The 15,609-nt window shown below is 70.6% G+C and carries 14 protein-coding genes; 10 read left to right on the top strand and 4 right to left on the bottom strand.

Annotated elements, in window-relative coordinates; translation table 11 throughout:
* Positions 1-40 precede the first annotated feature (40 nt).
* From AQI88_RS05850 to AQI88_RS05825, 6 genes are all read left to right on the top strand, one after another.
* A complete protein-coding gene (locus AQI88_RS05850) occupies positions 41-832 on the top strand; it encodes a PspA/IM30 family protein (RefSeq protein WP_079057407.1) in 792 nt (263 codons plus the stop codon).
* A 33-nt stretch (positions 833-865) separates the two neighbouring features.
* The gene (gene pspAA, locus AQI88_RS05845; RefSeq protein ID WP_066992892.1) at positions 866-1,144 is read left to right on the top strand and encodes a PspA-associated protein PspAA; all 279 of its coding nucleotides are present in this window, start codon (positions 866-868) and stop codon (positions 1,142-1,144) included.
* Positions 1,145-1,226: 82 nt separating this feature from the next.
* The gene (locus tag AQI88_RS05840; protein ID WP_066992890.1) at positions 1,227-2,447 is read left to right on the top strand and encodes a sensor histidine kinase; all 1,221 of its coding nucleotides are present in this window, start codon (positions 1,227-1,229) and stop codon (positions 2,445-2,447) included.
* Entirely contained in the window at positions 2,444-3,121 is a 678-nt protein-coding gene (locus AQI88_RS05835; RefSeq protein ID WP_066992887.1) for a response regulator, read from the top strand. The genes AQI88_RS05840 and AQI88_RS05835 overlap by 4 nt, the downstream gene beginning before the upstream one ends.
* 154 nt (positions 3,122-3,275) lie before the next feature.
* Complete coding sequence (locus AQI88_RS05830; RefSeq protein ID WP_066992884.1) at positions 3,276-6,383, top strand: efflux RND transporter permease subunit; 3,108 nt, start codon at positions 3,276-3,278, stop codon at positions 6,381-6,383.
* A 569-nt stretch (positions 6,384-6,952) separates the two neighbouring features.
* Positions 6,953-7,249: a hypothetical protein gene (locus AQI88_RS05825; RefSeq protein WP_066992881.1), complete on the top strand. Its 297-nt coding sequence runs from the start codon at positions 6,953-6,955 to the stop codon at positions 7,247-7,249.
* Between the two features lie 99 nt (positions 7,250-7,348).
* On the opposite strand, the gene nadA is transcribed toward AQI88_RS05825, so the two are convergent.
* Positions 7,349-8,545: a quinolinate synthase NadA gene (gene nadA, locus AQI88_RS05820; protein WP_066992877.1), complete on the bottom strand. Its 1,197-nt coding sequence runs from the start codon at positions 8,543-8,545 to the stop codon at positions 7,349-7,351.
* 284 nt (positions 8,546-8,829) lie between these two features.
* On the opposite strand from nadA, the gene erpA reads away from it, so the two are divergent.
* Positions 8,830-9,186, top strand: a complete 357-nt coding sequence (gene erpA / locus AQI88_RS05815; protein WP_066992874.1) for an iron-sulfur cluster insertion protein ErpA — start codon at positions 8,830-8,832, stop codon at positions 9,184-9,186.
* A 73-nt stretch (positions 9,187-9,259) separates the two neighbouring features.
* Here erpA and AQI88_RS05810 read toward each other — a convergent pair whose 3' ends face one another.
* Positions 9,260-10,954, bottom strand: a complete 1,695-nt coding sequence (locus tag AQI88_RS05810) for a hypothetical protein (protein ID WP_066992871.1) — start codon at positions 10,952-10,954, stop codon at positions 9,260-9,262.
* A gap of 102 nt (positions 10,955-11,056) precedes the next feature.
* Entirely contained in the window at positions 11,057-11,266 is a 210-nt protein-coding gene (locus tag AQI88_RS05805) for a hypothetical protein (RefSeq protein ID WP_066992868.1), read from the bottom strand.
* Positions 11,267-11,396: 130 nt separating this feature from the next.
* Here AQI88_RS05805 and AQI88_RS05800 point away from each other — a divergent pair, with 130 nt between their 5' ends.
* Complete coding sequence (locus tag AQI88_RS05800) at positions 11,397-12,371, top strand: carbohydrate kinase family protein (RefSeq protein WP_066992866.1); 975 nt, start codon at positions 11,397-11,399, stop codon at positions 12,369-12,371.
* A 113-nt stretch (positions 12,372-12,484) separates the two neighbouring features.
* Here the strand turns inward: AQI88_RS05800 and AQI88_RS05795 are convergent, their stop codons facing one another.
* On the bottom strand, positions 12,485-13,861 hold the full coding sequence (locus tag AQI88_RS05795) for a cysteine desulfurase/sulfurtransferase TusA family protein (protein ID WP_066992863.1): 1,377 nt from the start codon (positions 13,859-13,861) through the stop codon (positions 12,485-12,487).
* A 294-nt stretch (positions 13,862-14,155) separates the two neighbouring features.
* Here AQI88_RS05795 and ctaC point away from each other — a divergent pair, with 294 nt between their 5' ends.
* Positions 14,156-15,115 (top strand): aa3-type cytochrome oxidase subunit II, encoded by a 960-nt coding sequence (gene ctaC, locus AQI88_RS05790; protein ID WP_066992859.1) that lies wholly within the window; start codon positions 14,156-14,158, stop codon positions 15,113-15,115.
* Positions 15,112-15,609 (top strand): cbb3-type cytochrome c oxidase subunit I (locus AQI88_RS47450; RefSeq protein WP_244184048.1); only part of this gene is annotated, 498 nt, incomplete at its 3' end. The genes ctaC and AQI88_RS47450, both read left to right, overlap by 4 nt.

Below are 15,609 nucleotides of genomic sequence, written 5' to 3'. Positions count from 1 at the left end.
CGGTGAGCTGGAGTCCGTCAGAAGGGGGCGCGCGAAGCCCATGAGCGGTGTCATGAAGCGTATGGGGATGATCTTCCGCGCGAAGGCGAACAAGGCCCTTGACCGGGCCGAGGACCCGCGCGAGACCCTCGATTACTCGTACCAGAAGCAGCTGGAGCTGCTGCAGAAGGTGCGCCGCGGCGTCGCCGACGTGGCGACCTCCCGCAAGCGCCTGGAACTCCAGCTCAACCAGTTGCAGCAGCAGTCGACCAAGCTGGAGGACCAGGGCCGCAAGGCGCTCGCGCTCGGCCGCGAGGACCTGGCCCGCGAGGCACTCTCCCGCCGGGCCGCCCTGCAGCAGCAGGTGACGGACCTGGAGACCCAGCACACGACCCTCCAGGGCGAGGAGGAGAAGCTCACCCTGGCGGCCCAGCGCCTGCAGGCCAAGGTGGACGCCTTCCGCACGAAGAAGGAGACCATCAAGGCCACTTACACCGCCGCCCAGGCCCAGACCCGTATCGGCGAGGCCTTCTCCGGCATCTCCGAGGAGATGGGCGACGTCGGCCTCGCCATCCAGCGCGCCGAGGACAAGACGCAGCAGCTCCAGGCCCGGGCCGGCGCCATCGACGAACTGCTCGCCTCCGGCGCCCTCGACGACCCCTCCGGCATGGCCAAGGACGACATCGCCGCCGAGCTGGACCGGCTCTCCGGTGGTACGGATGTGGAGCTGGAACTGCAGCGCATGAAGGCGGAGCTGGCCGGAGGATCGCCGCAGCAGGCGATCGAGGGCGGCACCGGCCAGGGGCAGTCCCAGCAGCACCCGCAGGACACCCCGCGCTTCGACAAGCAGTAGTCCGGCGCCGGGACGCGAACCGAGGAGGCCGACGTGATCGTACGGATCATGGGGGAGGGCCAGGTGAAGCTGGACGACTACCACTTCGCCGAGCTGAACAAGCTGGACGACGAGCTGCTCGAGGCGATGGAGAGCGGCGACGAGCCCGGCTTCCGCAGCACGCTCACCGCCCTCCTCGACGCCGTCCGCCGACTCGGCACGCCCCTGCCGGACGACGCACTGGAACCCTCGGAGCTGATCCTCCCGTCCCCGGACGCGTCACTGGCGGAGGTCCGCGAGATGCTCAGCGACGACGGGCTGATCCCGGGCTGAGAATCCCTGCGGGCCGGCGGGGGCTGGTCGCGCAGTTCCCCGCGCCCCTTCGGGGCGCAGCGGAACCCCGTACTGTTCCCACGTGAGCACTCTCGAACGCGCCCGGTGCGGCCTCAAGGCGCACCCCCTCGCACTGGACGCGGCCATCGCGGCGGGCGTGCTGGTGTGCATGGTCGCCGGGTCCTTCGTAGTGCCCCGCGGGGAGAACGGCGTCACCTGGGGGGTACGCAGCCCGGCCCCGCTCAGCCTCCTCCTCATGGCCCTCGGCGCGGCAGCGCTCGTCTTCCGCCGCCGTGCGCCCAAGACGGTCCTCGCCGTCACCGGCACCCTCTCCCTGATCGAGTCCGTCACCGGCGACCCGCGCGCCCCGGTCGCCATGTCCGCCGTCGTCGCCCTCTACACCGTCGCCTCGACCACCGACCGCACCACCACCTGGCGCATCGGCCTGCTCACCATGACCGTGCTGACCGGCGCCGCGATGCTCGGCGGCCCCCTGCCCTGGTACGCCCAGGAGAACCTCGGCGTGCTCGCCTGGACCGGTATCGGCGCCACCGCCGGGGACGCCGTACGCAGCCGCCGCGCGGTCGTCCAGGCCATCCGGGAGCGCGCCGAACGCGCCGAGCGCACCCGCGAGGAGGAGGCCCGCCGCCGCGTCGCCGAGGAGCGGCTGCGCATCGCCCGCGATCTGCACGACGTCGTCGCCCACCACATCGCGCTGGTCAACGTGCAGGCCGGAGTCGCCGCGCACGTCATGGACAAGCGGCCCGACCAGGCCAAGGAGGCCCTCGCCCACGTCCGCGAGGCCAGCCGGTCCGCGCTCAACGAACTGCGCGCCACCGTCGGACTGCTCCGCCAGTCCGGCGACCCCGAGGCCCCCACCGAACCCGCCCCCGGCCTCAGCCGTCTCGAAGAACTCGCCGGCACCTTCCGCAGCGCCGGACTCCCGGTCGAGGTGGCCCGCGCCGACCACGGCACCGAACTCCCGGCCGCCGTCGACCTGGCCGCCTACCGGATCGTCCAGGAGGCCCTGACCAACGCCCAGAAACACGCGGGCCCGGACGCCAAGGCCGAGGTCAGCGTCGTACGCGTCGGACCGCACATCGAGGTCACCGTCCTGGACGACGGCGCGGGTGCGGGCGGTGAGCCCGGGGCCGGCGGCGGGCACGGACTGCTCGGCATGCGGGAGCGGGTCACCGCCGTCGGCGGCACCCTGACCACCGGACCCCGCTACGGCGGCGGCTTCCGCGTCCATGCGATCCTGCCGGTCAAGACCCGCACCACGGCCCCGGGGGAGCCCGTATGACGATCCGTGTCCTGCTCGCCGACGACCAGGCACTGCTGCGCAGCGCGTTCCGGGTGCTGGTCGACTCCGAGCCCGACATGGAGGTGGTCGGGGAGGCTTCCGACGGCGCCGAGGCGGTCCGGCTGGCCAAGGAGCGAAGCGCCGACGTCGTCCTCATGGACATCCGGATGCCCGGCACCGACGGCCTCGCCGCCACCCGCCTGATCAGCGCCGACCCGTCACTCGCCCAGGTCCGCGTGGTCATACTGACCACCTTCGAGGTCGACGACTACGTGGTCCAGTCGCTGCGCGCGGGCGCCTCCGGCTTCCTCGGCAAGGGCAGCGAGCCGGAGGAACTGCTGAACGCCATCCGGGTCGCCGCCGGTGGCGAGGCCCTGCTGTCCCCGGCCGCCACCAAGGGCCTGATCGCCCGCTTCCTCGCCCAGGGTGACGACGACGGCCGCGATCCCGCCCGCTCCGAGCGCCTCGGCGCGCTCACCGGCCGGGAGCGGGAGGTGCTCGTCCAGGTCGCCGGCGGCCACTCCAACGACGAGATCGCCGAACGTCTGGAGGTCAGCCCGCTGACGGTGAAGACGCACGTCAACCGGGCCATGGCCAAGCTCGGCGCCCGGGACCGGGCCCAGCTCGTCGTCATCGCGTACGAGTCGGGGCTGGTACGTCCGAGGATGGAGTGATCTCCACCCGGGCGTACTGCGCGCGGAGTAGGAGCCGGATAAGGAAATGGACCTGGGGCCGACGGGATCGCCGTCCGGCGTGGCTCAGGGTGGTGGGGTGGGCGCTCATCTGCGCGTCCCGCTTCTGCCGCTCACGGAAACGAGACCCTGAACCATGTCCTGGCTGTCGAGATTCAGCCTCGCGCAACGGGCCCTGATCGGGCTCATGTCGATCATCGCGCTCGTCTTCGGGCTGATCGCGATACCCCAGATCAAGCAGCAGCTGCTGCCCACCATCAACCTGCCCATGGTGTCGGTCCTCGCGCCGTACCGGGGCGCCTCGCCCGACGTGGTCGAGAAGCAGGTCATCAAGCCCATCGAGGACAACCTGCAGGGCGTCGACGGCGTCACCGGTGTCACCTCCACCGCGAGCGAGGGCAACGCCGTGATCATGGCGTCCTTCGACTACGGCAACGACACCAAGCGGATCGTCTCCGACGTCCAGCAGGCCGTGAACCGGGCCCGCAACCAGCTCCCGGACGAGGTCGACCCGCAGGTCATCTCCGGGTCCACCGACGACATGCCGACCGTGGTCCTCGCCGTCACCTCCGGCAAGGACCAGCAGGCCCTCGCCGACCAGCTCGACAAGACCGTCGTACCGACCCTGAAGGACATCGACGGCGTCGGCCGTGTCCAGGTCACCGGCGTGCGTGACCTCCAGGTCGCCGTCACCCCGAACGACGCGAAGCTGGCGCAGGCGGGCCTCACCTCCGCCGCCCTCGGCCAGGCCCTGCAGGCGGGCGGCGCGACCGTCCCGGCCGGTTCCTTCGACGAGGACGGCGCCAACCGCACCGTCCAGGTCGGCGGCGGATTCACCTCGCTGAAGCAGATCCAGGACCTGATGGTCACTGGCGAGGGCGTCAACAAGCCCGTACGCCTCGGTGACGTGGCCACCGTCAAGGAGCAGCCGGCCGCGGCCGACTCCATCACCCGCACCGACGGCCGGCAGAGCCTCGCCGTCAACGTCACGATGGACCACGACGGCAGCGCGGTCTCCATATCGAACGCGGTCAAGGACAAGCTGCCCGACCTGCGGGGGGATCTCGGCGCGGGCGCCAAGCTCACGGTCGTCAGCGACCAGGGCCCGGCGGTGTCCAAGTCCATCAAGGGCCTGACCACGGAGGGCGCGCTCGGCCTGCTCTTCGCGGTCCTGATCATCCTGGTCTTCCTGGCCTCGGTCCGTTCGACGCTGGTCACGGCGGTGTCCATCCCGCTGTCCGTCGTCCTCGCCCTGATCGTGCTGTGGACCCGCGGCCTGTCCCTGAACATGCTCACCCTGGGCGCGCTGACCATCGCCATCGGCCGGGTCGTCGACGACTCGATCGTGGTCCTGGAGAACATCAAGCGGCACCTCGGCTACGGCGAGGAGCGCAGGGAAGCGATCCTGAACGCGGTGCGCGAGGTGGCGGGCGCGGTCACCTCCTCCACCCTCACCACGGTCGCCGTGTTCCTGCCGATCGGCCTGGTCGGCGGCATGGTGGGCGCCCTGTTCGGCTCGTTCAGCATCACGGTGACGGCGGCCCTGCTGGCCTCCCTGCTCGTCTCGCTGACGGTCGTGCCGGTTCTGTCGTACTGGTTCCTGCGCGCCCCGAAGGGCACCCCCGAGGACGCCGAGGAGGCCCGCCGCCGGGCCGAGGAGAAGGAGGCGAAGAGCCGCCTCCAGCGCTTCTACGTCCCCGTCCTGCGCTTCGCGACGCGCCGCCGCCTGACCAGCGTCCTGATCGCGATCGTCGTCCTGGTCGTCACGTTCGGCATGGGCGGCCTGCTGAAGACGAACTTCTTCGACCAGGGCGACCAGGAAGTCCTCACCGTCAAGCAGGAGTTGAAGCCCGGCACCAGCCTCGCGGCCACCGACGCACAGGCCAAGCGGGTCGAGAAGCTGCTCGCCTCCACCAAGGGCGTCAAGGACTACCAGGTCACCGTCGGCTCCTCCGGCTTCATGGCAGCCTTCGGCGGCGGCACGGACACCAACCAGGCGTCGTACCAGGTGATGCTGAAGGACTCGGGGTCCTACGACGACGTGCAAAAGCGCCTCGAGGAGGGGCTGAAGCAGCTCAAGGGCATCGGTACGACCACCGTGTCGGCCGGTGACGGCTTCGGCAACCAGGACCTCAGCGTCGTGGTGAAGGCGTCCGACCCGCAGGTGCTCGGCGAGGCCGCCGACCGGGTGCGCTCCACCGTGGCCGGCCTCGACGACGTCACCGACGTCACCAGCGACCTGGCGCAGAGCGTGCCGCGGATCTCGGTCAAGGCCAATGCCAAGGCGGCCGCAGCCGGGTTCGACGACCAGAAGCTGGGTGCCGCGGTCGCGCAGGCCGTGCGCGGTACGACGGCGGCGAAGGCGATCCTCGACGACACCGAGCGCGACGTCGTCGTGAAGTCGGCCAAGCCCGCCACGACCCTGGCCCAGCTGAAGGCGCTGCGGCTCGGACCGGTGAAGCTCGGTGACATCGCCACCGTGAAGCTGGTGGACGGTCCCGTCTCCATGACCCGCATCGACGGCCAGCGCGCCGCCACCATCACCGCCAAGCCGACCGGGGACAACACGGGCGCGGTCAGCACCCAGCTCCAGTCGAAGATCAAGGCCCTGAAGCTCCCGGCGGGTGCCAAGGCGCAGATCGGCGGTGTGAGCTCGGACCAGGACAACGCGTTCAAGAACCTGGGCCTGGCGATGCTCGCGGCCATCGCGATCGTCTTCATGCTGCTGGTGGCGACGTTCCGCTCGCTCGTCCAGCCGCTGATCCTGCTGGTCTCGATCCCCTTCGCGGCGACGGGCGCGATCGGCCTGCTGGTCGCCACCGGCACCCCGATGGGCGTTCCCGCGATGATCGGCATGCTGATGCTGATCGGCATCGTGGTGACCAACGCGATCGTGCTGATCGACCTGATCAACCAGTACCGCAGGCAGGGCTACGGCGTGGTCGAGGCCGTGGTGGAGGGTGGCCGCCACCGGCTCCGCCCGATCCTCATGACGGCCCTGGCGACGATCTTCGCCCTGCTCCCGATGGCCCTGGGCGTCACCGGCGAGGGCGGCTTCATCGCCCAGCCGCTGGCCGTGGTCGTGATCGGCGGTCTGATCTCGTCCACGCTGCTGACCCTGCTGCTCGTCCCGACGCTCTACGCGATGCTGGAGCTCCGCAAGGAGCGCCGCGCGAAGAAGCGGGCGGCGAAGCGCGCGGCGCACGAGGAGCCGGCCGCCGAGCGGGCACCGGCGGGGGTGTGACGCGGGCCCGCATGCCCGAAAGATGAGGTTCGAGTACGAAGCCCCCGCAGCCGGTGGTACCGCTGCGGGGGCTTCGGCCTTCAGTGGCGGAGGCGTCCCCGGAAGCGGCCTGATCCGGTACGGCCGGGCCGGGCGGCCCGGGGAGTGCCCGAAAGGGCGTCAACCACCGTGCCATCGCGGTGAGTTCAGTCCGTCTGGGGGTAACGACGTTGGCACAGGAACCGTGGGCCGAGCTGGGGGAGAACTGGGCGTCGGCGGCGCCTTCGCCTTCGTCTTCGGCTTCGGCCTGGCCCTGTCGGTACGGGCGGACGTCGACCGGGGCCGGCTGGTCGCGGCGGGGGTGCCGACCGCTCTGGCGGTGATGACGGTCGCCGGACTGGCGGCCGGCCGGCTCGGCGACTTCGTCGGCGTCGCGGCCGGCTGCGGCGCCGGCGCGATCGGACTGATGGTGGGGGTGCGGGCAGGTCTGCGGGCCGCCCGCAGCCGGGGCGGAGGAGAACCCGACCCGGATCCGCCGGGGGTGCCCACCCCGCTGTCCCCGCTGCGCAACGACGCGATGGCCGGGGCTGGTGGCGGGTGCCGTGGTGGTGGGCCTGGCGCTCTACGCGCTGCTGTTCGTCGACTGGTTGCGGGTGCCCTGGCCGCTCGCCGCCGTCACGGCCGTCGCCTGTGGCCTGGCCGCCGGGCCGGGCTTCGTCGCCGTGACCAGCCGCCAGTACCTCGGTGTGATCGCCGCGACCAGGGGCCGGCTGCCGTGGCGCCTGGCCCCGTTCCTGCGCTGGTGCCACGATCGCGGTCTGCTGAGGTCGGCCGGCACGGTGTACCAGATACGCCACGAGGAGCTGCTCGAATGGCTGCAGCGCTGACCGGAGCGGCTGTTTGAAAGAAGACGAAGAGGCTGTTGAAAGAAGAGAGGCGCCCCCCGAACCGAAAGGGAGGCGCCCCTGCGCCGGGCACGAGCCCCGCTACGGCAGTGCCAGCATCCGCTCCAGCGCCAGCTTGGCGAACGCCTCCGTCTCCTTGTCGACCTCGATCCGGTTGACCAGGTTGCCCTCGGCCAGGGACTCCAGGGCCCAGACCAGGTGGGGCAGGTCGATGCGGTTCATGGTCGAGCAGAAGCAGACCGTCTTGTCGAGGAAGACGATCTCCTTGCCCTCGGGCGCGAAACGGTTCGCCAGGCGGCGGACCAGGTTCAGCTCCGTGCCGATGGCCCACTTGGAGCCGGCCGGAGCTGCCTCCAGGGCCTTGATGATGTACTCCGTCGAGCCGACGTAGTCCGCCGCGGCGACGACCTCGTGCTTGCACTCGGGGTGGACGAGGACGTTCACGTCAGGGATGCGGGCGCGCACGTCGTTGACCGAGTCCACGCTGAAGCGCCCGTGGACCGAGCAGTGGCCGCGCCACAGGATCATCTTCGCGGCCCGCAGCTCGTCCGCGCTCAGCCCGCCGTTCGGCTTGTGCGGGTTGTAGACTACGCAGTCGTCCAGGGACATGCCCATGTCCCGCACCGCGGTGTTGCGGCCCAGGTGCTGGTCGGGCAGGAAGAGGACCTTCGTCGCCGAGGGCTCCCCCTGCTCGAAGGCCCAGTCCAGGGCGCGCTTGGCGTTGGACGAGGTGCAGATGGTGCCGCCGTGCTTGCCGGTGAACGCCTTGATGTCCGCCGAGGAGTTCATGTACGAGACGGGGACCACCTGCTCGGCGATGCCCGCCTCGGTCAGCACGTCCCAGCACTCGGCGACCTGCTCGGCCGTCGCCATGTCGGCCATGGAGCAGCCGGCCGCGAGGTCCGGCAGGACGACCTTCTGGTCGTCGGACGTCAGGATGTCCGCCGACTCGGCCATGAAGTGCACACCGCAGAAGACGATGTACTCGGCCTCCGGGCGCGCGGCTGCGTCCCGGGCCAGCTTGAAGGAGTCGCCCGTGACGTCGGCGAACTGGATGACCTCGTCGCGCTGGTAGTGGTGGCCGAGCACGAAGACCTTGTCGCCGAGCTTCTCCTTGGCCGCGCGGGCGCGCTCGACCAGATCGGGGTCGGACGGCGAGGGCAGGTCGCCGGGACACTCGACGCCCCGCTCGCTCTTCGGGTCGGCCTCACGGCCGAGAAGCAGCAGGGCGAGCGGAGTCGGCTGTACGTCGAGATCCGGGGTCTGGGCGGTGGTCACGGCACGCACCCTTTCTACTTTTCGTCTAACTGACGCTATCTATCATAACTGCTTCACGTCACTTTGACGATGGCCATAGCGTCGATGTGACGTGAATCCCGCCGGGGTTCCGCCGCGCTCCTTCAGGTCCCTCCACAGGCCGCTGTCCGCCTCCTCGGGCGTGTGCGAGCATGGAGGGCGGAACGAAAACGCGACCACGCGAACGCCCGGCCCGGAATGAATCCGCGGAAACGCCGGTTGCACTGGTCGGCAAGCAGTCTCCGTACAACCCGGGAGAGATGTAGATGTCCGTATCGGACGAGACCACCACCGTCACCGACGGCATCATCCTGACCGACGCCGCCGCGTCCAAGGTCAAGGCGCTGCTCGACCAGGAAGGCCGCGACGACCTCGCCCTGCGCGTCGCTGTCCAGCCCGGCGGCTGCTCCGGCCTGCGCTACCAGCTCTTCTTCGACGAGCGCTCGCTCGACGGCGACGTGGAGAAGGACTTCGACGGGGTCAAGGTCGTCACCGACCGCATGAGCGCCCCGTACCTGGGCGGCGCCACCGTCGACTTCGTGGACACGATCGAGAAGCAGGGCTTCACGATCGACAACCCGAACGCGACGGGCTCCTGCGCCTGCGGCGACTCCTTCAGCTGAGCCGACCCCAGCCTGACCGCAAAGGCGGCGACCCCCTCCGCGGGGGCCGCCGCCTTTTGCGGTTCCGGCGCGGCTAGGCAGTCTGCGGCCGCAGCGCCCCCGGCTTCGTCTTCGGGATCTGCTTGCCGTCGACGCCGACCACCGTCCGGCCGTCGAGCGGTGCGTCCAGCCGTACGGTCTTCACGTACTCCTTGGCGATCAGGATGCACACCTTGTCCGGCCAGGGCTTCTCGGTCACGGTGACCGTGACCCGGCCGCCGCTCTCCTTCGCCGACGCCGTGTAGTCCGCGCACACCCCGCCCATGAAGCTCACGGTCAGCTCGCGGTCGTCGGCGGTGTAGCCGTCCACCTTCACCTCATGCGTCTTCGGCGCGGAGGACCCGGGGGACGAGGGAGACGAGGGAGACGGGGACGGAGCCGACACCGACGGTGCCGCCAGGTACTGGGGATCGACCGCCGGATACGCCACTGTGAAGGCGTCCCCCGCCGCCGACCCCCGCACCTCGAACAGCCACGACGGCACCAGCAGCTGCCGCCCGCCGGCCGAGCGCGCGGCCAGCCCGAACACCGCCTTGTCGACCGTGACCTCGTCCGCCGCCCGCTTCGGCACCGACGTGGACGCGCCGCACGGCTGCTCCAGCCGGTTCTTCAGCGGCACCGGACTGGCACAGCCGCCGATGCCCATGCGGTGGTCGGTCTTCGGAGCCTTGTTCATCAGCTCCAGCGTCTTCTTCGCGCCCAGGACGGGATACGTGTCCCCCTTCACCGGCGCCGCCAGCTGCCCATGACCGCCGACCAGCTCGCCCTGCTTGTCCACGGTCAGGCCGGTCGTCAGGCCGTAGGTGGGCAGCCCGCCCACCACCGGGTCCGCGTTGACCACCCGCTGGGCACCCATGATCTGGCTCGCGTCGATCTTCGCGTCGTCCTGCCCGAGCGCCTTCAGCACGGGCGCCGCCGCCTTCTCGGCGACCGCCACGCTCACCGGGTCGCCGGCCGGGGCCATCGGGTCGTGCGCGCAGACGGTGACCTTCTTGCAGTTGTCGGTACCGGGCGCATACCGGCTGAAGGTCCAGCTGCCCGGCGCGTCCCTGTTCACCTCAAGGGCCGGCCCGGAGCCGTCCTTCCCTCCGCCGACCCGCCAGGTCCGCCCCTCGGCCACCGGCGTCCCGTCCACACCGAGCGCCTTGGCCAGCCGGGCCACCCGGTCCTTGCCGACCTCGGCCCCCGGCACGTACACCGGCGCCGAACCGGGACCGCCCGGCAGCTCGCCCGCGGCCACATAGGTCGCGCCGTACGGATTCGGCTCCCCGGGCGCGATGCCGCCCGTACCGCCCTGCGCCCACCCGTCCAGGGCGAGCGGCGGAGGAGTCCCGCCACCGCCGGACGCACCGGCGTTCGTACGGCCGTCCGATCCGTGGTGCGCGGCGAGGTACGCGCTGCCGCCCCCGACCAGCAGGACGGCCGCCGCGACCGAGGCGACGACCACGGGGGAGCGGCGCCGCCCGGCCCGCTCACCGTCGCCCCCGCTCCCGACCTCGCCGACCTCTTCGACCCGGCCGGCTCCGCCGTCGTCCGCCCCGGCGGCCTCGCTCTCACCGGAGATCTCGTCCGCCCCGGAGACCTCGTCCGCCCCGGCGGCCCCGGAAGCCTCGGCGGCCCCGGAAGCCTCGGAGTCCTCGGAAACCCTGGAATCGTCGGAAACCTTGGAGGCCTCGGGCTCCTTGGGGTTCTCGGGTTCCTCGGGGTTCTCCGGTCGCTCGGTGTTCACCGCATCGCTCCTCGCTGGATCGTGTCCCACGTCCCCGGCACGGGGGACGGCGATGGGACGCGCGAGGGGAGCGCACGGTTCCCGTATGTGCGCCCCGGGGTGTCAGTCGCCGTAGTCGGACATCGCGTCCAGCAGCCGGGCGGAGCGCACCGGCACGGTCACCCCGTGGATCAGGGACGGCGGCACCGGACGGGAGTCGGCGTGCTCGGGAGCCGCCCAGTGCGGGGCCATCAGGGCGCAGTCCCCGCGCAGCGAGGCGAGGTCGCCTTCGAGGTCGGCCGGGGCGATCGAGTTGACCTTGAGGTTCGTCATGACCGCACCGTAGACACGTGTGGGCTCGCGAAGAAAGATCTACTATCGGGTAGTTTTGCCAGCTTCAGTGGCTGCCCGTGAGCGGGTAGCGTGAACTGTCAATCCCGCCTCCCGCAGGAGAATGCCTGTCGTGCGCATCGCAGTCACCGGCTCCATCGCCACCGACCACCTCATGACCTTCCCCGGCCGTTTCGCCGACCAGTTCGTCGCGGACCAGCTGCACACGGTCTCGCTCTCCTTCCTGGTCGACAACCTGGACGTACGCCGGGGCGGTGTCGCCGCGAACATCGCCTTCGGCATGGGGCAGCTCGGGACCACGCCGATCCTGGTCGGGGCCGCCGGCTTCGACTTCGACGAGTACCGCGCCTGGCTCGACCGCCACGGTGTGGACACCGATTCGGTCCGTATCTCCGAGACCCTGCACACCGCCCGTTTCGTGTGCACCACCGACGCCGACCACAACCAGATCGGCTCCTTCTACACCGGCGCGATGAGCGAGGCCCGCCTCATCGAGCTGAAGACGGTCGCCGACCGGGTCGGCAGCCTCGACCTGGTCCTCATCGGCGCCGACGACCCGGAGGCCATGCTCCGGCACACGGAGGAGTGCCGCTCCCGCGCGATCCCCTTCGCCGCCGACTTCTCCCAGCAGATCGCCCGTATGGAGGGCGAGGAGATCCGGATACTGCTCGACGGGGCGACCTACCTCTTCTCCAACGAGTACGAGAAGGGCCTCATCGAGTCCAAGACCGGCTGGAGCGACGCCCAGATCCTGGCCAAGGTCGGCCACCGCGTCACCACGCTCGGCTCGCGGGGCGTGCGCATCGAGCGGGTCGGCGAGGACCCGATCGAGGTCGGCTGCGCGGAGGAGGAGCGCAAGGCCGACCCCACGGGTGTCGGCGACGCCTTCCGGGCCGGTTTCCTCTCCGGCCTCGCCTGGGGCGTCTCCCTGGAGCGCGCGGCCCAGGTCGGCTGCATGCTGGCGACTCTCGTCATCGAGACGGTGGGTACCCAGGAGTACCAGCTGCGCCGGGCGCACTTCATGGACCGGTTCACCAAGGCGTACGGCGTCGAGGCGGCGGAAGAGGTTCAGGCTCACCTGGGCTGAGGGCGACTATGCGTCTGCCCCAGCGGGTCCGTGGTCGACTGCGGGCCCGTCGGGGCTGGTCGCGCAGTTCCCCGCGCCCCTTTCGGGGGGGGCGAGCCCCCCCCGGGCCCCCTTCAGCTCACCCGGCGCACCACATACGCCGTACCCCGCTCCGCCGGCTCCTCGCCCACGTACTCCTGCCCCCGCATCTCGCACCAGGCGGGAATGTCCAGCCGGGCCGCCTCGTCATCCGAGAGCACCCGCACCGTGCCCCCCACCGGCACCTCCCCGAAGACCTTGGCCAGCTCGATGACCGGGATCGGGCAGCGCTTGCCGAGGGAGTCGACGACCAGCTCCTGCGCCTGGACCACGGTCGCCGGAGCCGGCGCCCCCAGCTTCTCCCGCACCCCCGCCACCGTCCCCGGCAGCACGTCCAGGAACCGCTCCACGTCCTCCTCGGCCACCCCCGGCGGCAACGACACCCGTACGTTCCCCTCGCTCAGCACCCCCATCGCCTTCAGCACATGGCTGGGCGTCAGTGTGCTGCTCGTGCAGGACGACCCGGACGAGACGGAAAAGCCCTCCCGGTCCAACTCGTGCAGCAGGGCCTCTCCGTCGACATAGAGACAGGAGAAGGTGACGATCCCCGGCAGCCGCCGCTCGGCATCGCCCACCACCTCCACGTCCGGCACCAGCTCCGGCACCCGCACCCGGATCCGCTCCGTCAGCTCCCGCAGCCGTACCCCCTCCTCGGCGGCCTCCGCCCGCACCGCCCGCAGGGAGGCCACGGCCGCGACGATCGCCGGGAGGTTCTCGAAGCCGGGCGCCCGCCCCGACTCCCGCTCGTCCACGGGCCCTTGCGCCGCGAACCGCACGCCCTTGCGCACGACGAGCAGCCCCACCCCGGAGGGCCCGCCCCACTTGTGGGCACTCGCCGCCAGCAGCGACCAGTCACCCTCGACCGGCCCCCACCCGAGCGACTGCGCGGCGTCCACCAGCAGGGGCACCCCGGCGGCCCGGCACACCTCCGCCACCTGCGCCACCGGCTGCACGGTCCCGACCTCGTGATTGGCCGACTGCAGACAGGCCAGCGCGGTGTCCTGCCGGAGGGCAGCCGCGTAGGCCGACGCATCCACCGCTCCGGCCCGGTTCACGGCCACCCTGCTCACGGCCCCGCCCTCGGCCTCGAACGCCTCCGCCGAATGGAGTACCGAGGAGTGTTCGACGGCTGACACGATCAGGTGGCGTCCGACCCGCCGCCGCCCGGCCAACGCCCCCGCGACGCCGGTGTGTACGGCCCGGGTCCCGGACGAGGTGAACACCACCTCGTCGGCCCGGCACCCCACCGCCTCGGCGACCGCTTCCCGGGCAGCGTCGAGCAACATCCGCGCCTTCCGCCCCTCCCGGTACAGCCGAGCAGGATCGGCCCACCCCTCGTCCAGAGAGGCCAACAGGGCCTGACGAGCAACGGGATGGAGAGGGGCGGCGGATGCAGCGTCAAAGTAGGACACACAGCAACGTTAAAACGCCGGTGAGAAAAGCAGGGGCGCGGGGAACGGCGCGACCAGCGACAACGCACCTGCACCCGCGCTCGAAACCGCAAGAAAACGAGCTATTGGGCGCCCAAACCCACCCCTTCGGGCTGACCCGCGGCGCGTATGCCCCCCTCCCCGCGAACCCCCGGAGGGCGTCGGCTAGGGTTTGGTCCGCATAAACATCCAAACCCCTGCCCGCCGCAGGGCGGCGACCGACCAGCGAGAAGGCCGCAGCCGACCGCGCGGGCGAGACTCTCGGGAAGGCGCTACGTGAGTCCCAACGGCTCCGACCGCTCGCCGCGGCGCCCGATGCGGCGGAAGCTGCTGCAGGCAATGACCGCGGGCCTGGTCCTGGCGACCGCCACCGGTTGCACATACAAGGACTTCCCCCGCCTTGGTATGCCCAACCCGGCCACGGAAGAGGCTCCGCGGATCCTCTCCCTGTGGCAGGGGTCCTGGGCTGCCGCGCTGGCCACCGGCGTGCTGGTGTGGGGCCTGATTCTGTGGAGTGCTTTCTTCCACCGGCGCAGCCGCACGAAGATCGAGGTCCCTCCGCAGACCCGGTACAACATGCCGATCGAGGCCCTGTACACGGTGGTCCCGATCATCATCATCTCGGTGCTGTTCTACTTCACGGCCCGGGACGAGTCCAAGCTCCTGGACCTCTCCAAGAAGCCCGACGTCACGGTCAACGTGGTCGGCTTCCAGTGGAGCTGGGGCTTCAACTACGTCGAGAACGTTCCCGGTGTCACCGGCAACGCCAAGACCGACAAGAACCTGGACGCCATCCCGGACCGGTTCAAGAAGGACTTCCCGGCGAACGCCGGCGGTGTCTACGACGTCGGTACGCCCGGCACCCGTAACCCGGACAACGGCGACCCCGGTCCCACGCTCTGGCTCCCCAAGGGCAAGACGGTCCGCTTCGTCCTCACCTCGCGTGACGTCATCCACTCTTTCTGGGTGGTGCCGTTCCTGATGAAGCAGGACGTCATTCCGGGCCACACCAACGCCTTCCAGGTGACTCCGAACGAGGAGGGCACCTTCAGGGGCAAGTGCGCCGAGCTCTGCGGCGTCGACCACTCCCGGATGCTGTTCAACGTGAAGGTCGTCTCCCCGGCAGCGTACGAGGCGCACCTCAAGGACCTCGTGAAGAAGGGGCAGACCGGTTACATTCCCGCCGGCATCGCGCAGACGAGCCACGAGAAGAACCGGGAGACGAACAACCTGTGAGCATCCTCAACGACCCCCAGGGTGCCGCGGCAGCTGAAGGCGCATACGCGGACGAGCTGCCGGTCAGGCGCAAGCAGCCCGGCAATGTCGTGGTGAAGTGGCTGACGACCACCGACCACAAGACGATCGGAACGCTGTACCTCGTCACGTCGTTCGCGTTCTTCCTGATCGGTGGCGTGATGGCGCTGCTGATGCGCGCCGAGCTCGCCCGGCCTGGTCTGCAGATCATGTCGAACGAGCAGTTCAACCAGGCGTTCACGATGCACGGCACGATCATGCTGCTGATGTTCGCGACGCCGCTGTTCGCCGGTTTCACGAACTGGATCATGCCGCTGCAGATCGGCGCGCCCGACGTGGCGTTCCCGCGGCTGAACATGTTCGCCTACTGGCTGTACCTGTTCGGCTCGACCATCGCGGTCGGCGGCTTCCTCACCCCGCAGGGTGCGGCCGACTTCGGCTGGTTCGCCTACTCCCCGCTGTCGGACGCGGTCCGC

This window comes from Streptomyces cellostaticus (assembly GCF_001513965.1).
In the GTDB taxonomy this organism is placed as follows: Bacteria; Actinomycetota; Actinomycetes; order Streptomycetales; family Streptomycetaceae; genus Streptomyces; species Streptomyces cellostaticus.
This window is presented reverse-complemented; position numbering and strand designations above follow the sequence as displayed.